Genomic DNA, 17,577 nt, shown 5'->3' on the forward strand with positions numbered 1-17,577 from the left:
GAGGGTCGCACACGGTCGTTGGCGCAATCCGCTCACACAGACCGTGTACGACCCTCCCAGTACGGGTCGCGCAGCCGCCGCTTGTACAGCTTGCCGTTGGGGTCGCGCGGCATGCTCTCGATGAAGTCGACGGTCTTGGGCCGCTTGTACCCGGCGAGTTGGCGTGCGCAGTGGCCGAGGATCTCGGTGGCGAGGTCGGGGCCCGGCACATGTCCGGGAGCCGCTTCCACGACCGCCTTGACCTCCTCGCCCCAGTCGTCGTGCGGGATGCCGAAGGCGGCGGCGTCGGCGACGGCGGGGTGTGCGAGGAGGGCGCCCTCGATCTCGGCGGGGTAGATGTTGACCCCACCCGAGATGATCATGTCGATCTTGCGGTCCCGGAGGAAGAGGTAGCCGTCCTCGTCCAGGAGGCCCAGGTCGCCGACGGTGAAGAAGTCGCCGATGCGGTTCTTCCGCGTCTTGCTCTCGTCCTTGTGATAGGCGAAGCCGCCGGTACTCATCTTCATGTAGACGGTGCCGAGTTCACCCGGCGACAGCCGGTTGCCGTCGTCGTCGAAGATCGCGAGTTCGCTGATCGGCCAGGCCTTGCCGACCGTGCCGGGCTTCTTCAGCCAGTCCTCGGCTGTCGCGAACGCCCCACCACCCTCGCTGGCCGCGTAGTACTCCTCCACGCACTCGCCCCACCAGTCGATCATGGCCCGTTTCACATGGTCCGGGCAGGGCGCGGCGCCATGGATGGCATGCCGCATGGACGACACGTCGTACGCCTGCCGCACCCGTTCGGGCAGCGCCAGCAGCCGGTGGAACTGGGTCGGGACCATATGGGTGTGCGTGCACTTGTGAGCGTCGATGACGCGGAGCATCTCCTGGGGCGTCCACTTGTCCATCAGCACCAGCCGGTGACCGATGTGCAGGGACGCGCCCGCGAACTGGAGTACGGCCGTGTGGTAGAGCGGCGAGCAGACGAGGTGCACGTTGTCGCCGAACGGCTTGATGCCGAAGATGCCGAGGAACCCGCCGAGGTACGCCTCCTCGGGCGGCTTGCCCTGCAGCGGGCGACGGATGCCGCGCGGGCGGCCCGTGGTGCCCGAGGTGTAGTTCATGACCCAGCCGAGGGTGCGCTCGTCGGGCGGCGACTCGGGCTGTCCGTCGAAGAGCTGGGCGTACGGCCGGAATCCGTCGACCTCGCCGACCGCGTACCGCTGCTCCGCCGGGAGCTGTGCCTCGTCGGCGGCGGCGCGTGCCGCGTCGGCGAACCGCTCGTGCGCGATGAGCACCTTGGCTCCGGAGTCGGAGACGATCCAGGCGATCTCGGGCCCGACGAGATGGTGGTTGACGGGGACGAGATAGAAACCGGCCTGGGACGCGGCCAGATACGCCACGAGGAACTCGACCCCGTTGGGCAGGACCACGGCGAAGGCGTCACCACGTTCCAGTCCGGCGGCGCGCAGCCCGTGGACCAGCTGGTTGGTGGCGGTGTGCAGCCGGCCGGCGGTCCACTGCTCACCGTCGGGCGCGACGAGGACCGTACGCTCCGGGTCGGCGGCGGCCTGCGCCCAGAAACCGTTGGGGGTCTCGCTCACTGTCTTGTTCGCTGTCCCGCTCACGACTGGTCGCCCCTTCCGTCGGCGTTCCGCCCCGCGATCCGGTTGACTCGGTTCACAGCCTGCTCGAAGCCGCTGGTCAGGTCGTCGAAGACGGCCTGGACGCTCCGTTCACTGTTCATCCGGCCGACGATCTGGCCGACCGGCGTGCCGAGGAGCGGGGCGACCTCGTACTTCTGGATGCGCGAGACGGCCTCGGCGACGAGCAGACCCTGCAGGGGCATGGGCAGGGTGCCGGGCCCGTCGGAGGAGTCCCAGGCGTCGGTCCATTCGGTACGGAGCTGACGTGCGGGCTTGCCGGTCAGGGCGCGGGAGCGGACGGTGTCGCCCGAGCCGGCCGCGAGGAGTTTCTGGGTGAGCGCGGCCGAGTGCATGTCGGCCTCGGTGACGGTCAGCCAGAGGGAGCCGAGCCAGACCCCCTGGGCGCCGAGGGCCAGCGCGGCGGCCACCTGCCGTCCGCTGCCGATACCTCCGGCGGCGAGCACCGGCAACGGGTCGACCGCGTCGACGACTTCGGGGGTCAGCACCATGGAGGCGATCTCGCCCGTGTGGCCGCCCGCCTCGTAGCCCTGGGCGACGACGATGTCGATCCCGCCCTCGGCATGCTTGCGTGCGTGCCGTGCGCTGCCCGCGAGAGCCGCGACCAGCACACCCTGTTCGTGCGCGCGGGCCACGACATCGGCGGGCGGCGAGCCCAGGGCGTTCGCCAGCAGTTTGATCGGGTAGTCGAAGGCCACGTCGAGCTGGTTGCGGGCGACCTGCTCCATCCACCCGGTGATGCGCCACCCGGACGCCTCGCCCTCGGCCAGTTCGGGCACGCCGTACTTGGCGAGGGTGTCCCGGACGAACTGGCGGTGCCCCTCGGGGATCATCGCCTCGACCTCGGCCTCGGTCACCCCCTCGACCTTCCGGGCGGGCATGACGACGTCCAGCCCGTACGGCCGGCCCTCCACATGCGCCTCGATCCAGTCCAGGTCGCGTTTGAGGTCGTCCGGCGCCGTGTAGCGGACCGCGCCGAGCACCCCGAAACCACCGGCCCGGCTGATGGCCGCGGCGACGGCGGGGAACGGCGTGAAGCCGAAGACGGCGTGCTCGATTCCCAGTTTCTTGCTCAGCTCCGTCTGCATGGCCGCAGGATGCCGCAGTCCTCCGGACGAGGGAAGACCTTTTCTGATACACCGTCAGATTCTTGGCCATGGAGAGCCGTACGGCTGACACGCGGTTGACACACACCTCGGGTGACACAAAAGTTTCACCACGCAGGGCGGTCCCGGAAAATATTTTCAGGCAGTGCGGTGGGAGGCTCCTCGATGACGGACGACGCGGCGCGCGACGGACTGACCCGACGCCAGCTGGGCAGACGCACTCTGGCGTTGAGCGGCGCCCTGACCTTCGCCTCCTTCCCCGCGGGCCCGGCCGAGGCCACGCCCAGGACGACAGGCCGTCACCCGACCCTGCACCGCGGCTCGCCCGAACGGGCGGGACTCCTCCCCCGGCATCTGGACCAACTGGTGGCGGACGCCGAGGCGTTCCTCGCCCCCTCCCCCAAACACCCCTGGTACGCGGGCGCGGTCCTGCTCGCCGGGCGAGGCTCCACCGTGGCCCTGCATCAGCCGATCGGCATGGCGGTGCGCTATGCGGCGTACGACGAGAAGACGGACACCGGGGTCGAGTTCCCGGCCGCCGAACAGATCCCGATGTCCGAGGACACCGTGTTCGACCTCGCGTCGGTGTCCAAGCTGTTCACGTCGATCCTGGCCGTGCAGCAACTGGAGCGGGGCACGCTGGAGCTGGAGGAAAAGGTCGCCGCGTATCTGCCGGAGTTCGCGCGGGCCGGCAAGCAGGATGTGACGATCCGTCAACTGCTCACGCACACCTCGGGGTTCCGCGCCTGGATCCCGCTCTACAACGCCCCGACCCACGAGCAGAAGCTCGAACTCATCTGGAACCAGGCGCCCCTGAACCCACCCGGTACCACCTACCTCTACTCGGACCTCAATCTGATCTCGCTCCAACTGGTCCTGGAGAGGATCACCGGTCTTCCGCTGGACACCCAGCTCCGCGACGAGATCACCGCTCCGCTCGGCATGCACCGCACCCGCTACAACCCGCCCGCCTCCTGGAAACCGACGATCGCCGCCACCGAGGACGCCCGCGCGCCCTGGTCCGGCCTCGACCGGGGCCTGGTGTGGGGAGAGGTGCACGACGAGAACGCGTTCGGTCTCGGCGGAATCGCGGGCCACGCCGGTGTGTTCTCGTCGGCCTGGGACCTCGCCGTTCTCGGCCGTACGCTGCTCAACGGCGGCGTCTACGGCCGGGCGCGCATCCTGTCGCCCGCCTCGGTCGAGCTGATGTTCACCGACTTCAACACGGCCTTTCCCGGGGACGAGCACGGTCTCGGCTTCGAGCTCTACCAGCACTGGTACATGGGCGCGATGGCGGCTCCCCGCACAGCGGGGCACACCGGCTTCACCGGCACCTCGATCGTCCTCGACCCGACGACCGACTCCTTTCTCATCGTCCTCGGCAACTCCGTTCATCCCGTGCGCAGTTGGCGTTCCGGCTCCGCGCCCCGGGTCGCCGCCGCGAACAACCTGGCCCGCGCGGTACCGGTCCGCCCACGCCACGGACGTAAGGCCTGGTTCTCCGGCATGACGGCAGCGACCACGGCGACCCTCACCCTTCCGCCCCTCGCCACCACTGCCGGCGCCCGGCTGCGCTGCGCCCTGTGGTGGGACACCGAACCGCAGTCGGACGCGCTGTTCCTGGAGTCCTCTGCCGACGGCGGCACGACCTGGCAGCCGGTCCCGTTCACGACCGCGGACGCCACAGGCACCCCGCAGGAGCATCCGGCGGGTTCGGTCACCGGCTGGTCGGGGCGCGTCTGGCACCGCCTCTCGGCGGCCCTTCCCGCCTCCCCGGCCCTCGTCCTGCGCTGGCGGTACACGACCGACAGGCTGTACGTGGGCCGTGGAGCGTACGTCGACGCCCTGGCCGTACGCGGCGACGACGGCACCGTCTTCGACGAGACCCGCCCGGCGGACGCGGCACGTATCGAGGCGGTGGGCTGGACGGCCTCCACGAACTGACCCGGCCCGAACCCCGGCCGGAACCTGCGCTCAGCCCTCGTCCGCCTCCAGCACGACCATGGCGGCGTTGTGCCCCGGCACGCCGCTCACCCCGCCGCCGCGCACCGCGCCCGCCCCGCACAGCAGGACGTTCGGCTGCCGGGTCTCCACGCCCCAGCGCCCGCTGTCCTCCTGGGCGTACGGCCAGCTCAGGTCCCGGTGGAAGATGTTGCCGCCGGGCAGGCGCAGGTCGCGTTCCAGGTCGAGGGGCGTCTTCGCCTCGATGCAGGGGCGCCCGTCGGCGTCGGTGGCCAGGCAGTCCGCGAGAGGTTCGGCGAGGTGGGCGTCGAGCTGGGCGAGGGTCGACTTCAGCAGTTCGTCCCGTACGGCGTCGTTGTCGCGCGCGAACAGTCGTGCGGGCGTGTGCAGGCCGAACAGGGTCAGTGTCTGGTAGCCCTGCTCGACGAGGTCCGGGCCGAGGATCGTCGGGTCGGTGAGCGAGTGGCAGTAGATCTCGGACGGTGGCGCGGCGGGCAGCTCACCGGCCGCCGCCTGGGCATGTGCGGCGGCCAGCTGTTCGTATCCCTCGGCGATATGGAAGGTCCCGGCGAACGCCTCGCGTGGGTCGACGGAGGTGTCCTTGAGCTTCGGCAGCCGCGTGAGCAGCATGTTCACCTTGAGCTGGGCGCCCTCGGCGGGGTGCGGCGCCGCGTCACCCGTCAGCGCGGCGAGCTCCTGCGGAGAGGCGTTCACCAGGACGTGGCGGGCGCCGACCGTGCCCTCCGCGTCGGCCGTCCGGTAGGTCACCTCGGCGGCACGGCCGTCCGTGTCCACCCGTACGGCCTCGTGGCCGGTGGCGAGCACGGCACCCGCGTTCCGGGCGGCGTCGGCCAGGGCGTCGGTCAGGGCGCCCATGCCGCCCACGGGCACGTCCCAGGCGCCGGTGCCGCCGCCGATGACGTGGTAGAGGAAGCAGCGGTTCTGCCGCAGGGAGGGGTCGTGGGCGTCGGCGAAGGTGCCGATCAGCGCGTCGGTGAGGACGACACCCCGTACGAGGTCGTCCGTGAAGTTCGCTTCGACGGCGGCACCGATCGGCTCCTCGAAGAGGGTGCGCCAGGCGTCCTCGTCGTCGATACGGCGGCGCAGTTCGTCGCGGGTGGGCAGGGGTTCGGTGAGGGTGGGGAACACCATTTCGGCGACGCGGCCGGTCATGGCGTAGAAACGCTGCCAGGACTCGTACTCGCGTTCCCCTCCGGTGAGCCGTGCGAAGGCCTCTCGGGTACGTCGCTCACCGCCGCCGACGAGCAGTCCGGTGGGCCGGCCGTCCCGCTCCACGGGGGTGTACGAGGAGACGGTGCGTCCGCGCACCCGGAAGTCCAGGTCGAGATCGCGCACGATCTTCCGGGGCAGCAGGCTGACCAGGTAGGAGTAGCGCGAGAGCCGGGCGTCGACACCGGCGAACGGGCGGGTCGACACGGCGGCGCCGCCGGTGGCGGCCAACCGCTCCAGGACCAGCACGGACTTCCCGGCGCGGGCCAGGTACGCGGCGGCGACGAGGCCGTTGTGGCCACCGCCGACGATCACCACGTCGTATCGGTCGTGACTGCCGGGTCGGTCAGGTCGGCCGGTTCGGTCGGGGCGCTCGGGTGCGGGCATGGTTCTTCGTAACACGTGTTGATCGATTCCGGCCAGGGCTGTACGGCCGAGGGGCCCTGCCGGATCGCTTGGGCCGGTCCGGTGGATCACGCGGGAGTCGACCGCGCCCCAAAGGGGCGCGGGGAACTGGGCGACCAGCCACGACGGCGCCGCAGTGAACCGACAACACCTCGCGGTACTTCCAGCGGAGCGCCCGGCTCAGTGGCCCGAGGCCCGCTGCTGGCGCAGCACCGCCACCTTTCGGTACAGCTCGACGGCCTCGGCGCCCCGGCCGAGCTGCTCCAGGCAGTGGGCCTCGTCGTTGCGGCTGGCGAGGGTGTCGGGGTGGTCGGCGCCGAGTACCTGCTCGCGGGAGGTGGCGACCCGGCGGTACTCGGCCAGGGCGTCGGGCCAGCGGCCGAGCCAGCCCAGGCCGACGGCCACCTCCCGGCGGCTGACCAGCGTGTCCGGATGGTCTGCGCCCAGAACGCGCTCGCGGATCGCGCACACGTCACGCGACTCGGCGAGCGCCTCCTCCCAGCGGTCGAGCCGGCCGAGGTTGACGCCGAGACCATGCCGGGCACGCAGAGTTTCCGGGTGCGCGGGGCCACCCACCCGGGTGCGGTCGTCGATCAGGTCGCGGTACAGCTTGAGGGCCTCCACGCTGCGGCCGAGCCGGCCGAGGCTGATGCCGACCTCGTAGCGGGCGGCGAGCGTGTCGGGGTGATCGGGGCCGAGCGCCTCGGCGCGCGCCCCGGCGACCTCCTGGTACGTCCGCAGGGCCTCGGGCCAGCGCCCCAACTGACCGAGCGCGTAGGCGACTTCGTACCGCGTGACCAGCGTGTCGGGATGGGCCGCGCCGAGCACCCGGGCGCGCGCGGCCGCCACCTCGTCGGCCATGCGGTACGAGTCCTCCAGGCGGCCCAGCCGGCTCAGGTTGAAGGCGAGGTTGTGACGGCAGCGCAGGGTGTCCGGGTGGTCGGGGCCCATCGAGCGCTCCCGGGCGGCCAGAACGGCCGTATAGGTCTGGTGCGCCTCGAAGTGACGGCCCAACTGCCCCAGGACGTACGCCATTTCCTGCCGGGCGGCCAGCGTGTCCGGGTGGTCGGCGCCGAGGACCCGCTCCCGTTCCCGGGCCACGTGGGTGTACTCGCGCAGCGCGTCGGCGGCGCGGCCGGTGCGGCTCAGGGTGAAGCCGATCTCGTAGCGGCTGGCGAGGGTCTCGGGGTGGGTGGGGCCGAGGACGTGCTCGCGTTCGGCGGCGACCGCGCGGTGCACCTCGCCCGCCTCCGCCCAGCGGCCGAGGCGGCCCAGGCTCAGGCCCGCGTTGTGCCGTCCGGCCAGCGCGTGGAGCGTCTCGGGCTCGGGAGTGGGCGGTGGCTGCGGTGGGATTGCCTCGGGGCGGCCGGTGACGGGGCGGGCGATCCAGTCACCGGTGAGGCCGGCCGACGCGTCCGGCGGTGTGGCGCTCGTGCCGACGCCGGTCGCCTTGTGGCCGCCTGTCATGCCCCGCGTCCAGGACGGCAGCCGGGATTGGCGGGCGGCGGGCTCGGGGTGCCGGAACTGGGGCTGCGGGGTGACGACGGTCGGCACGTACAGCGGGGTGGCCCGGCCCGCGCTGATCCGGCGGGCCAACTCCCGTGCGTCGCTCGGGCGCTCCTCGGGGAGCTTGGCGAGGAGGGCCAGGATGACCCGTTCCAGGAACTCGGGCACCTCGGAGCGGTGGCTGCGCGGCGGCTCGGGCGGGGTGTCACGGTGCCCTATGAGCACGGCCCAGGCGTCATCGAGGTCGAACGGCGGTACTCCGGTGGCCAGTTCGTACAACACACAGCCGAAGGAGTACAGGTCGCTGCGCTGGTCGACCTCGCCGCCGCTGATCTGCTCCGGCGACATGTAGTGCGGGGTGCCCATCGCGATTCCGGTGCCGGTGAGCCGGGAGGTGAAGCCGATGTCGTGCCCCAGGCGAGCTATGCCGAAGTCACAGATCTTCACCGTACCGTCGGTCAACCGCATGATGTTCGCGGGCTTCAAGTCACGGTGGACGATGCCCTGTTGATGGGTGTAGGCGAGAGCGGCGGCAACCTGGTCCGCGATGTCGACGACGTCCGGGACGGGCAGCGGATGATGCTTGTTGTCCTCCAGGAGCTGACTCAGGTTGCGCCCCTCCAGCAACTCCATGACGAGGTAGAGGACGCCGTCGGACTCCCCGAAGTCGTGCACGACGGTCACCCCGCGGTGCTGCAACGCGGCGGCCACCCGCGCCTCGCGCCGGAACCGTTCCCGCAGGACACGGGTGAAGGACTGGTCGTGGTGCGGCCCGAGCGGCTTCAGGCACTTCACGGCGACCTGCCGTCCCAGCGACTCGTCGCGCGCACGCCACACTTCCCCCATACCGCCGCGCCCGATCAGATCGATCAGCCGGTACCGGCCCTGGATCAGTCTGGTGTCCGCCATGTCCTGCTGCCGCCCCCGGTTCTGTTCGCCCTCCCCTGGCCCGTCCAGTATGGCGAGCTATCGTCCGAGTTTGTACGGCGCGGGCCGCGAGCCGGGGCCGAGTCGCGCCATGGCCCGCAGAATGTGTTTGGGCGGGAGTTGCCAGCGAAGACGTGCGGGAACGCGGCGCAACAGGGTGCCGGTGGCACGCAACTGCCGGGTCACGGTGGCCGGTTCGGCTGCGGCGCGACCGTACATCTCGTGGGCGTACGGCGGCAGAGAGGCGTAGGCCAGGCGCGCCGCGCGCCGCCACACCACCTCACGCGCCGGGACGAGCAGCGGATGCGTCGGTGGACGGAGGAGAAAGTCGTCGACTTCGCGCGCGTCGGCTCCGACAGCCAGTTCGGGCCGGATCCTCTCGAAGTACGCACGCAACTGGGTCTGGTTCGCCGGTACGGTGTCGGGGTCGAGGCCCACCAGACGGGCGCTGACCAGGTGTTCGCGGATGTACCGGTCGACGTGGGCGTCGGTCATCGGGTAGCCGGAGCGGCGCAGGATGTGCAGAATGGAGTCGATCTCGGCGCAGTGCACCCACAGCAGCAGTCCGGGCTCGTCGACGCCGTACCGCTCTCCCGTGTCCGGGTCGACGGCGGACAGTTTGCTGTGAATCCTCCGGACCCGGGCGCCCAGCTTCTCGGCCTCGTCCGTGGTGCCGTAGGTTGTCGTGCCGACGAAGCCCGCGGTGCGCATCAGCCGGCCCCAGGCTTCCTTCCCGAAGTCCGAGTTCTGGATGACGCCATGCACCGCACGCGGGTGGAGTGCCTGGAAGTAGAGCGCGCGGACTCCGGCGACCCACATCATGGGGTCGCTGTGCAACTGCCAGGTCACGGACCGGGGGCCGAACAGTCCCGGGTCACCTGTGTGTGTGACTTCCACTTGACGCCTCCCTGGTCGGGCTGCCTGCCAGGACACGGGGCTCCTGCCACGACGTCACCCCGGACCCCTCTCACCGCATCCCTGGGTCATTCCCGCAGCAAGCGCCGCGATGCTACCCCGAGCCGACGAACGTGACGCACGACCTGCCTCGTCCCCGGCGTAGGCAGGTCGGCCGTACAGTGCATACCAGCGCGGTCGTACAGTGCATACCAGCGCGCATACCGCAGTTCTGACGTGACAGCCCTCGGCTGACGTCGGCTGCGGAGTCTTCCCGGTAGCCGACGGTGGCTCGCCGCCACTTGACGCCGTCGGTGATGGCGCCGCCTCAGGTCGTGTCCCAAGGCCGTTGCACAGCATGTGGTGAATCAGCCGCAGACCGCACCAGCCGACATCACGCGTTCAGATCAGTAGCTTCTTCGCCACGTAGACGGTGTTGGTCGCCGTTTGTCCCTGCAGTGGGTTGTCGAACTCGACGACGTGGGCTTCTGATTCCTCGAAGACCTGGGCGAGCACCGAGTTGAACTGTTCGTCCGGCGCGTCGTTCGACCACAGGGCGAAGACCCCGTCGGGGTGGAGGCGTTCGGCGAGCGTGCGCAGTCCCGCGGGCTGGTACAGCGCCGCGTGGCGGGGGTGCAGCACGTGACGGGGTGAGTGGTCGACATCGAGCAGGATGGCGTCGAAGCGACGGCCCGGCGTTTCGGGATCCAGACCGTGTGGGTCGAGGGCCATCGCGAAGAAGTCGCCGTGGACGAGCCGGCAGCGAAAGTCCGACGACAACGAGGCGCCCAGCGGCACCAACCCGCGTTCGTGCCACCCGATGACCTCGGCCAGTGCGTCGACCACGATCAGCGACCGCACTCGTGGGTCGTCCAGCGCCGCCTGAGCGGTGTACCCGAGACCGAGACCGCCGACGGCGACGTCCAGTTCGGCGCCCTCCAGCTTCGCCAGGCCCAGCTCGGTGAGCGCGATCTCGCCGACCGTGAAGAGGCTGGACATCAGGAACTCGTCGCCGAGCTTCACCTCGTACACGTCATCGCCGGACAACGGGTCCCGCCGACGCCGCAGACTGATGTCGCCCATCGGCGTCGGACGCCAGTCGATCTCCTCGAAACGCAGGCCCATCCGCTCACCTTTCCGGTCACCGGTGCCGTGAGTCGCACGGCCGGGTGCCCCAGCTCGCGGTGACGATCCTCATGCCCCATCGAACGGGGCACGCACGCCGTACCCTATGCCGCCCAGCGGAACGGCGATCACCATCAGCGCCGTCGCGCTGATGCCACCCACCGACGACGCCTGGCCATGGCGTCCTCGCGACCGGCTGACTGTAAGCGATCTCCGCCGGACGCGCCGTTTGCACCGCTCCCGACTCGGACACCGATCTCCGTGGGCGGGGTACGGCTTCCGGGCGCCGGCCCCTGTGACCAGGATCAGTGGTTGACACTGGACACTGTCCGGCAGAACTTGTGACTGCCGCATCCTTGATTCGCCGGCATGATCATGGTGCGCGGAGATCTCACAAGAGAAGAATGGGCCCCACTGAAGCCGCATCTGCCGAAGTACGGTCAACCCGGAGGCCGTTGAGAGAGCCATCCCAGGGTGATCAACGAAATTCCGTTCCGGCAGCGCACCAGTGTGCCGTGGCGGGCGCTGCCGAAGCCCCGGACGGGTGCGCCAGAGACGGCGAGCGTCCCTGGCGCGAGGGGATCGCCCTGACTGCGGGGAGGCGGTCAGTGGGCGAAGGAGAACCAGTTGAGGTTGGCGAAGTTGTCGGACTGGTCGCCGGCGAAGGTCAGATAGACCGTGTGCGTGCCGGTGACGCCGGAGATGGCCGCGGACTGTGTGGTCCAGGTCTGCCAGCCACCGGTGTCGGAAACCGTGATGGTTCCGACCGGGGTGCTGGTGCGGGAGTCGAGCCGGACCTCGATCCGGCCGCTGACGCCGTCGCCGGCGCCGGAGGAGACCCGCGCCAGGAACTTCGTCGCGGCTTTGGAACCGAAGACCACATCGGGGTACGCCGCCCAGTCGCCGTCCGCGATCCAGCCGATGTCCGTCCCGCCGCCGGTGTCGCCGGTCGGCTCGCCGGTCACCCCCGAGGCGTCACCGTAATCCTCGGCCTGGATCGTGCCGTAGGCGTCGGTGCCCTTGTCGTGGGTGAAGGTGAACCAGTTGAGGTTGACGAAGTCGGAGGACTGGTCGCTGGTGAAGGTCAGGTAGACCGTGTGGGTGCCGGTGACGCGGGAGATGGCGGAGCTCTTCGTGGCCCAGGTCTGCCAGCCGCCCGTGCCGGACACCTTGACACTGCCGACCGGCTTGCCGCTGCGGGAGTTGAGGCGGATGTCGATCCGGCCGGTGACACCGTCGGCGACGCCGGACGCGAGCCGGACCAGCGGCTGGCTCCCGCAGTCGCCCACCCTGAACAACTACACGACCTGGCTCGGCGACCTGCACATCGGCCACTACTTCCTCAACAGCCTGATCGTCGCCGTCTGCACCGTGCTGGGCAACCTGCTGTTCTGCTCCATGATCGGCTACGCGCTGGCCAAGATGGACTTCCCCGGCGAGCGCCTGCTGTTCGGCCTGGTCATGGTCACTCTCATGGTGCCCGGCGTGGTGACCTTCGTGCCGCTGTTCGTCCTCGTGGCCAAGATGCACATGGTCAACACCTACCCGGCGATGATCCTGCCGTTCCTCGCGTCGCCACTCGGGGTGTTCCTCATGCGGCAGTTCATGGTCGGCATCCCCGACTCGCTGCTGGAAGCGGCGAGGATCGACGGCGCCGGGCAGATCCGGACCTTCACCCGGATCGTCATGCCGCTGTGCGGGCCGCCGCTGGCAACCCTGGCGATCCTGACCTTCCTCGGCTCGTGGAACAACTTCCTGTGGCCGCTGGTCGCCGCCCAGACCGAGGACAAGTACACCCTCCCGGTCGCCCTCGCGCTGTACTCGCAGGGCCAGTACGGCACCCAGTACGGCCTGATGCTGGCCGGTTCGGTCCTGGTCATCGCCCCCATCGTCGCCCTGTTCATGGCCCTGCAGCGCTTCTTCGTCCAGGGCATCGCCACCGTCGGCCTCAAGTAGCCGCCAGCCGCAGCACGCAGGCGCGAAAGCCGACCTGCGCATCCCAGGCACGCCCAAAAGCAGCCGCCCCCCGCCTTCAACGGACGCTCGCCCACCGGAAGGGCGAGCCCACCACACCCTCCGGAGCCGCTCCATGTCCACGCCCGCTTCCCCACCCGCGCACCCGTCGACCCCGCAGGACGAGGACGGGTTCAGCCGCCGCAACCTGCTGACCGCCACCGCCGTCGTGGCAGCCGCGGGATCCGCGCTCGCGCTGCCGGGCCGGGCCAGCGCCGCCCCGGCGGACCGCCCCCTCGCCGCCCCGAACCGCCGCCCCGCTTCCAACAAGGCCCAGGTGACGTGGAGTTCGGAGTCCACCGCGAGCGGCTACGCACCCAAGAGCGCCACCTGGTTCGCCGACCCGGAGGTCGGCCTGGCCGGTGTCTCCTACAAGCTGAGCCGACGCAACGACATCGCTCTGACCTCCGCGGGCAGAGACTTCGGCACGGTCATCACCGTCGACCCGGCCAGGACGTACCAGAAGATGCTCGGCATCGGCTCCTCGATGGAGGACTCGACCGTCCACAACCTGTCTCTGATGGGTTCGGGCGTGCGCACCAAGGTCCTCCGGGCGCTCTTCGACCCCTCCAAGGGCGCAGGCTTCAACCTCACCCGGATCTGCTTCGGCGCGTCCGACTTCAGCCACGGAGACTTCTACACGTACGACGACGGCCCGGCCGATCCCACCCTGTCTCGGTTCTCCATCCAGAAGGACATCGACAACCACATCATCTCGACCCTCAAGGAAGCCCTCCGCATCAACCCGGACCTCGTGTGCGGCACGGCGTGGAGCGCCCCGGCCTGGATGAAGGACAACAACAGCCTCATCGACGGCCATCTGCTGGACAAGTACATCCCGACGCTCGCCGTCTACTACCGCAAGATCGTCCAGGCGTACGCCAAGCAGGGCATCCCCCTCCACGCCGTCACCCCCCAGAACGAGCCGATGTGGCCGGCGGGCATCTACCCGAGCATGCTGGTGTCCCCGCAGCAGGAGCAGAAGCTCATCGACGCCATGCGCAAGGAGTTCGACGCGCACGGCATCAAGACCGAGATCTGGGGCTACGACTACAACTTCGGCGACGCCGACAACTACCTCCCCGGTCTGTACGGCAACGCCAAGTCCGGCTACACCGACGCCTACCGCAACAGCACGGCCATCGCCTTCCACGACTACTCCGGCGACCCGAGCCGGATGTCCCTGGCCAAGGCCGACTATCCCGACCTCGACATGATCATGACCGAGCGGATGTGGTGGGGCACCTCGGGCGCCGACCGGATAGCGCGGTACATGCGCAGCTCGTCGACCGGCTACCTCGCCTGGGTCACGATGCTCGACCAGAACCGCGACGCCCAGCACCTGGGGTCCCCCGACCCGACACCGCTGCTCCAGAACCCCGACGACCGCGACACCTGGTGGTCCCTGCCCGAGTACTACCTCTTCGCCCAGTTCTCGAAGTTCGTCCAGCGCGGCGCCAAGCGGATCTGGAGCGACTACGGCAGCACCGACACCATCACGACGGTGGCCTTCCTCAACCCGGACGACACGATCACGACCGTCGTGATCAACGCCAGCTCCTCGGCCCAGGAATTCACCCTGCGCAGCGGCAAGCAGCAGGTCATCGACAACCTCCCGCCGAAGACCGTCGGCACCTACGTCTGGCGATCCTCCGCATCGTCCGCCGCCGCCGTCGACGCGTGCGGCACCCTCCAGGCCGAGACGTACAGCAGTGCTGCCGGCGTCGGCATCGAGGCCACCGGCGACACCACCGGCGGTGAGGACATCGCCTACCTCGGCAACGGCGACTGGGTCGCCTACGACAAGGTCGCCTTCGGCGCCAAGGCCGCGACCCAGTTCAAGGCCCGGGTCGCCTCCGGCGCCGCCGACGGCGTCAAGGGCAGGATCGAGGTCCGCATCGACTCCCGCACCAGCAAGCCGGTCGGCAGCATCGAAGTGTCCAACACCGGCGGCTGGCAGACCTGGACCACCAAGCTCGCCGGCATCTCCGGCGTCACCGGCACCCACACCGTCTACCTGACCTTCACCAGCGAGGGCAAGGACGACTTCGCCAACCTCAACTGGTTCACCTTCACCCAGAACACCGGTACGGACGCGTACGGCCCGGTCCAGGCCGAGAACTATCTCAACGCCTCCGGCCTCGTCATCGAGAACACCGGCGACACCGGCGGCGGGAAGGATGTCGCCTACATCTCCCCCGGCGACTGGGCCGAATACCCCGACGTTGTGTTCGGCGACAAGGCCGCGACCCGGTTCAAGGCCCGGGTCGCCTCCGGCGCCGGCAGCGGCGTCAAGGGCAGGATCGAAGTCCGGATCGACTCCCGCACCAGCGACCCGGTGGGCAGCATCGAGGTGACCAACACCGGCGGCTGGCAGACCTGGAGCACCAAGTCCGCCGACATCTCCGACGTCACCGGCACCCACACCGTCTACCTGACCTTCACCAGCGACGGCAAGGACGACTTCACCAACATCAACTGGTTCACCTTCGACCACTGATCCTTCGAAACGGAAGACACCGCGGAAGGAGCGAAAAACCGGTGCCGGACCACGTCGGTCCGGCACCGCCCCTACTCGGTATGGCCGCCGGAACACTGATCGTCCTCGCGGTTCTGCCGGGCCGGCGCGGATTCGCGAAGCAGAGCGCCGCGCCGGGAGCCGGGACGACGGCGAGCGAGGCGGCGACTGTGCGGGAGCACACCGGGTCCACCCGCTAGATCGCCGGCGGAGCGTCCACTGGATCGCCAGGGACGCGTCCGCCGGAGCGACGGGCATCGCCTCCGCCGGATCGCCCGCCAGGCGCGTCGGGTTGGAGCCCGGCGGCGCGAGACGCGCAGGGCGCGAGCGTGGTCCACGGTCCATGGCCACGCGGATCCTCTGCCGGAACACCTCACCGTCCTCGGCCTCCGGGCCGCCCAGGGGCTCTCATGCGGGGCGACCCGGAGGCCAAAGGCCGTGAGGTGACAGCGGCGGTCCGCGCGCTCTAGGCGGAGGCGGCAGCCACGAAGAACGGAAGGGCGATGAGGAAGCGGTCGGCCTCGGCGCGTCGGCGCTGTTCGGCGAGCCACTCATCGGCCTGGTCACGGCCGACGGCACCGCTCGTGCAGGCCCGCTCGACAAGCATGGTGGGCAACGCCAGCATCGCGGGATCGGTGAACACACTGGTGTGCACCTCGACGGTGACGTCGTCGAAGCCGCCGTTCAGGAGCAGGTTGCGGTACTGGCGGCCGGCGCGGGGCGCGCTCAGGAGGTCGGCGCGGGCGTGCACGATCGTGCGGGTCAGCTCCGCATCGTCAGAGTCGACCATGACGGCGTCCCAGTCCTGCCCGACCAGGACGATCCTGCCGCCCGGGCAGAGGACACGCCGTGCTTCCGCCACCGCGCGCCACGGCTCCTGAAGTGCGTGGATGCGCCGTCACCTCTGCGAATCGACACCGATCTTGGTGCCGGCCATCCCTCTTTTGTGCCAACTGGAATCCTCGTCACAAGCTCTCAGCGCCGCACCCTCGGCATCCCCAGTCCGATCCACGAGATGATCTCCCGCTGGATCTCGTTGTTGCCGCCTCCGAAGGTGAAGATCACCGCTGATCGGTAGCCGCGTTCCAGTTCGCCGTGGAGTATCTCGCCGGCCGAGCCCTCCTTCAGTGCGCCCGGGGCGGCGACGATCTCCAGGAGCCAGGCGTAGGCCTCGCGGCGGGCCTCGGAGCCGTAGACCTTGACCGCGGAGGCGTCCTGGGGGGTGAGAGTGCCTTCCTCGACGGCGTTCACCATCTGCCAGTTGAGGAGTTTCATCGCGTCGAGCCTGGTGTGGATCTGGGCCAGGCGGCGGCGGACCCACGGCAGGTCGACGACGCGGCGGCCGTCGGCGAGCTTGGTCTCCATCGCCCAGCGCTGGACCTCGTGCAGGGAGCGGATGGCCATCGTGCCGTGGGCGGCGAGGGTGACGCGCTCGTGGTTGAGCTGGTTGGTGATCAGCCGCCAGCCCTGGTTCTCCTCGCCGACCCGGTGGGCGACGGGGACGCGGACGTTCTCGTAGTAGCTGGCGGTGGTGTCGTGCGAGGCGAGGGTGCGGATGAGGGTGCAGGAGTAGCCGGGGTCGGTCGTCGGCATGAGGAGCATGGTGATGCCCTTGTGCGGCGGGGCGTCCGGGTCCGTGCGCACGGCGAGCCACACCCAGTCCGCCGTGTCGCCGTTCGTCGTCCAGATCTTGTGGCCGTTGACCACGTACTCGTCGCCGTCCCGTACCGCACGCGTCTTCAGGGCGGCCAGATCGGTGCCCGCCTCCGGCTCGCTGTAGCCGATCGCGAAGTCGATCTCGCCGGCGAGGATCTTGGGGAGGAAGTACGCCTTCTGCTCGTCGCTGCCGTACCGCATGATCGTCGGGCCGACGGTGTTGAGCGCCATGAGCGGCAGCGGCACGCCCGCCTGGGCTGCCTCGTCGAAGAAGATGAACTGTTCCATCGGGCTCAGCCCGCGCCCGCCGTACTCCTGCGGCCAGCCGACGCCGAGCCAGCGGTCGGCGCCGAGGCGGCGGATGGTCTCGCGGTAGAAGCGCTTCTGGGCGACATGGTCGCTGAAGCGCGAGTAGGCCCGCTCCGGCACCAACTCGGCGAAGTAGGCGCGCAGTTCGGTGCGCAGCTGCTGCTGCTCGGGCGTGTATTCGAGATGCACGGCGCCTCCTGCTGGCTCCCCAAGGCCGGACCTGTCGGCGCACACGGTAGAACGTGTTCCAGAAATAGGGAATGGCGGTGCGTGTACGGGTCCC

Annotated in this window: 11 protein-coding genes and 3 pseudogenes; 4 read left to right on the forward strand and 10 right to left on the reverse strand. The window is 69.8% G+C overall.

Features of this window, described 5'->3' with window-relative positions; translation table 11 throughout:
• Positions 1–32: 32 nt before the first annotated feature.
• Positions 33–1,583, reverse strand: coding sequence for an acyl-CoA synthetase (locus STRTUCAR8_RS40810; RefSeq protein ID WP_006382254.1), 1,551 nt, complete (start codon positions 1,581–1,583; stop codon positions 33–35).
• Positions 1,584–1,603: 20 nt separating this feature from the next.
• On the reverse strand, positions 1,604–2,731 hold the full coding sequence (locus tag STRTUCAR8_RS40815; RefSeq protein WP_006382259.1) for a nitronate monooxygenase: 1,128 nt from the start codon (positions 2,729–2,731) through the stop codon (positions 1,604–1,606).
• 183 nt (positions 2,732–2,914) lie between these two features.
• Here STRTUCAR8_RS40815 and STRTUCAR8_RS40820 point away from each other — a divergent pair, with 183 nt between their 5' ends.
• Positions 2,915–4,693: a serine hydrolase domain-containing protein gene (locus tag STRTUCAR8_RS40820; RefSeq protein WP_006382264.1), complete on the forward strand. Its 1,779-nt coding sequence runs from the start codon at positions 2,915–2,917 to the stop codon at positions 4,691–4,693.
• A 30-nt stretch (positions 4,694–4,723) separates the two neighbouring features.
• On the opposite strand, the gene STRTUCAR8_RS40825 is transcribed toward STRTUCAR8_RS40820, so the two are convergent.
• From STRTUCAR8_RS40825 to STRTUCAR8_RS54850, 6 genes and pseudogenes are all read right to left on the reverse strand, one after another.
• Positions 4,724–6,328 (reverse strand): phytoene desaturase family protein, encoded by a 1,605-nt coding sequence (locus STRTUCAR8_RS40825; RefSeq protein ID WP_044473752.1) that lies wholly within the window; start codon positions 6,326–6,328, stop codon positions 4,724–4,726.
• Positions 6,329–6,526: 198 nt separating this feature from the next.
• A complete protein-coding gene (locus STRTUCAR8_RS40830; RefSeq protein ID WP_006382255.1) occupies positions 6,527–8,761 on the reverse strand; it encodes a serine/threonine-protein kinase in 2,235 nt (744 codons plus the stop codon).
• 57 nt (positions 8,762–8,818) lie between these two features.
• Positions 8,819–9,601, reverse strand: coding sequence for an oxygenase MpaB family protein (locus tag STRTUCAR8_RS40835; RefSeq protein WP_234372635.1), 783 nt, complete (start codon positions 9,599–9,601; stop codon positions 8,819–8,821).
• A 474-nt stretch (positions 9,602–10,075) separates the two neighbouring features.
• The gene (locus tag STRTUCAR8_RS40840) at positions 10,076–10,798 is read right to left on the reverse strand and encodes a polyamine aminopropyltransferase (RefSeq protein WP_006382261.1); all 723 of its coding nucleotides are present in this window, start codon (positions 10,796–10,798) and stop codon (positions 10,076–10,078) included.
• Between the two features lie 605 nt (positions 10,799–11,403).
• Positions 11,404–11,811: pseudogene (locus STRTUCAR8_RS54845) on the reverse strand (carbohydrate-binding protein); the annotation flags it as partial.
• Between the two features lie 72 nt (positions 11,812–11,883).
• Positions 11,884–12,087, reverse strand: a pseudogene (locus STRTUCAR8_RS54850) (carbohydrate-binding protein); the annotation flags it as partial.
• On the opposite strand from STRTUCAR8_RS54850, the gene STRTUCAR8_RS40850 reads away from it, so the two are divergent.
• From STRTUCAR8_RS40850 to STRTUCAR8_RS53005, 3 genes are all read left to right on the forward strand, one after another.
• Positions 12,026–12,754: a carbohydrate ABC transporter permease gene (locus STRTUCAR8_RS40850; protein WP_234372629.1), complete on the forward strand. Its 729-nt coding sequence runs from the start codon at positions 12,026–12,028 to the stop codon at positions 12,752–12,754. The pseudogene STRTUCAR8_RS54850 and the gene STRTUCAR8_RS40850 sit on opposite strands and share 62 nt — an antisense overlap.
• 133 nt (positions 12,755–12,887) lie before the next feature.
• On the forward strand, positions 12,888–15,311 hold the full coding sequence (locus STRTUCAR8_RS48555) for a carbohydrate-binding protein (protein ID WP_006382256.1): 2,424 nt from the start codon (positions 12,888–12,890) through the stop codon (positions 15,309–15,311).
• A 41-nt stretch (positions 15,312–15,352) separates the two neighbouring features.
• Entirely contained in the window at positions 15,353–15,529 is a 177-nt protein-coding gene (locus tag STRTUCAR8_RS53005) for a hypothetical protein (RefSeq protein WP_006382258.1), read from the forward strand.
• A gap of 266 nt (positions 15,530–15,795) precedes the next feature.
• Here the strand turns inward: STRTUCAR8_RS53005 and STRTUCAR8_RS40860 are convergent.
• Together STRTUCAR8_RS40860 and STRTUCAR8_RS40865 are read right to left on the reverse strand one after the other, a co-directional pair.
• Positions 15,796–16,218 (reverse strand): annotated as a pseudogene (locus STRTUCAR8_RS40860) (methyltransferase domain-containing protein); the annotation flags it as partial.
• A gap of 86 nt (positions 16,219–16,304) precedes the next feature.
• Complete coding sequence (locus STRTUCAR8_RS40865; protein WP_006382262.1) at positions 16,305–17,483, reverse strand: acyl-CoA dehydrogenase family protein; 1,179 nt, start codon at positions 17,481–17,483, stop codon at positions 16,305–16,307.
• Positions 17,484–17,577: the final 94 nt, after the last annotated feature.

The sequence above is a fragment of the Streptomyces turgidiscabies Car8 genome, assembly GCF_000331005.1.
GTDB classification, from domain to species: Bacteria; Actinomycetota; Actinomycetes; order Streptomycetales; family Streptomycetaceae; genus Streptomyces; species Streptomyces turgidiscabies.

Excerpts from the sequence above, each read along its gene's own strand:
- STRTUCAR8_RS48555 (WP_006382256.1), top strand. The coding sequence starts at position 12,888 with ATGTCCACGCCCGCTTCCCCACCCGCGCACCCGTCGACCCCGCAGGAC.
- STRTUCAR8_RS40840 (WP_006382261.1), bottom strand. The coding sequence starts at position 10,798 with ATGGGCCTGCGTTTCGAGGAGATCGACTGGCGTCCGACGCCGATGGGC.
- STRTUCAR8_RS40825 (WP_044473752.1), bottom strand. The coding sequence starts at position 6,328 with ATGCCCGCACCCGAGCGCCCCGACCGAACCGGCCGACCTGACCGACCC.
- STRTUCAR8_RS40830 (WP_006382255.1), bottom strand. The coding sequence starts at position 8,761 with ATGGCGGACACCAGACTGATCCAGGGCCGGTACCGGCTGATCGATCTG.
- STRTUCAR8_RS40835 (WP_234372635.1), bottom strand. The coding sequence starts at position 9,601 with ATGATGTGGGTCGCCGGAGTCCGCGCGCTCTACTTCCAGGCACTCCAC.
- STRTUCAR8_RS40815 (WP_006382259.1), bottom strand. The coding sequence starts at position 2,731 with ATGCAGACGGAGCTGAGCAAGAAACTGGGAATCGAGCACGCCGTCTTC.
- STRTUCAR8_RS40820 (WP_006382264.1), top strand. The coding sequence starts at position 2,915 with ATGACGGACGACGCGGCGCGCGACGGACTGACCCGACGCCAGCTGGGC.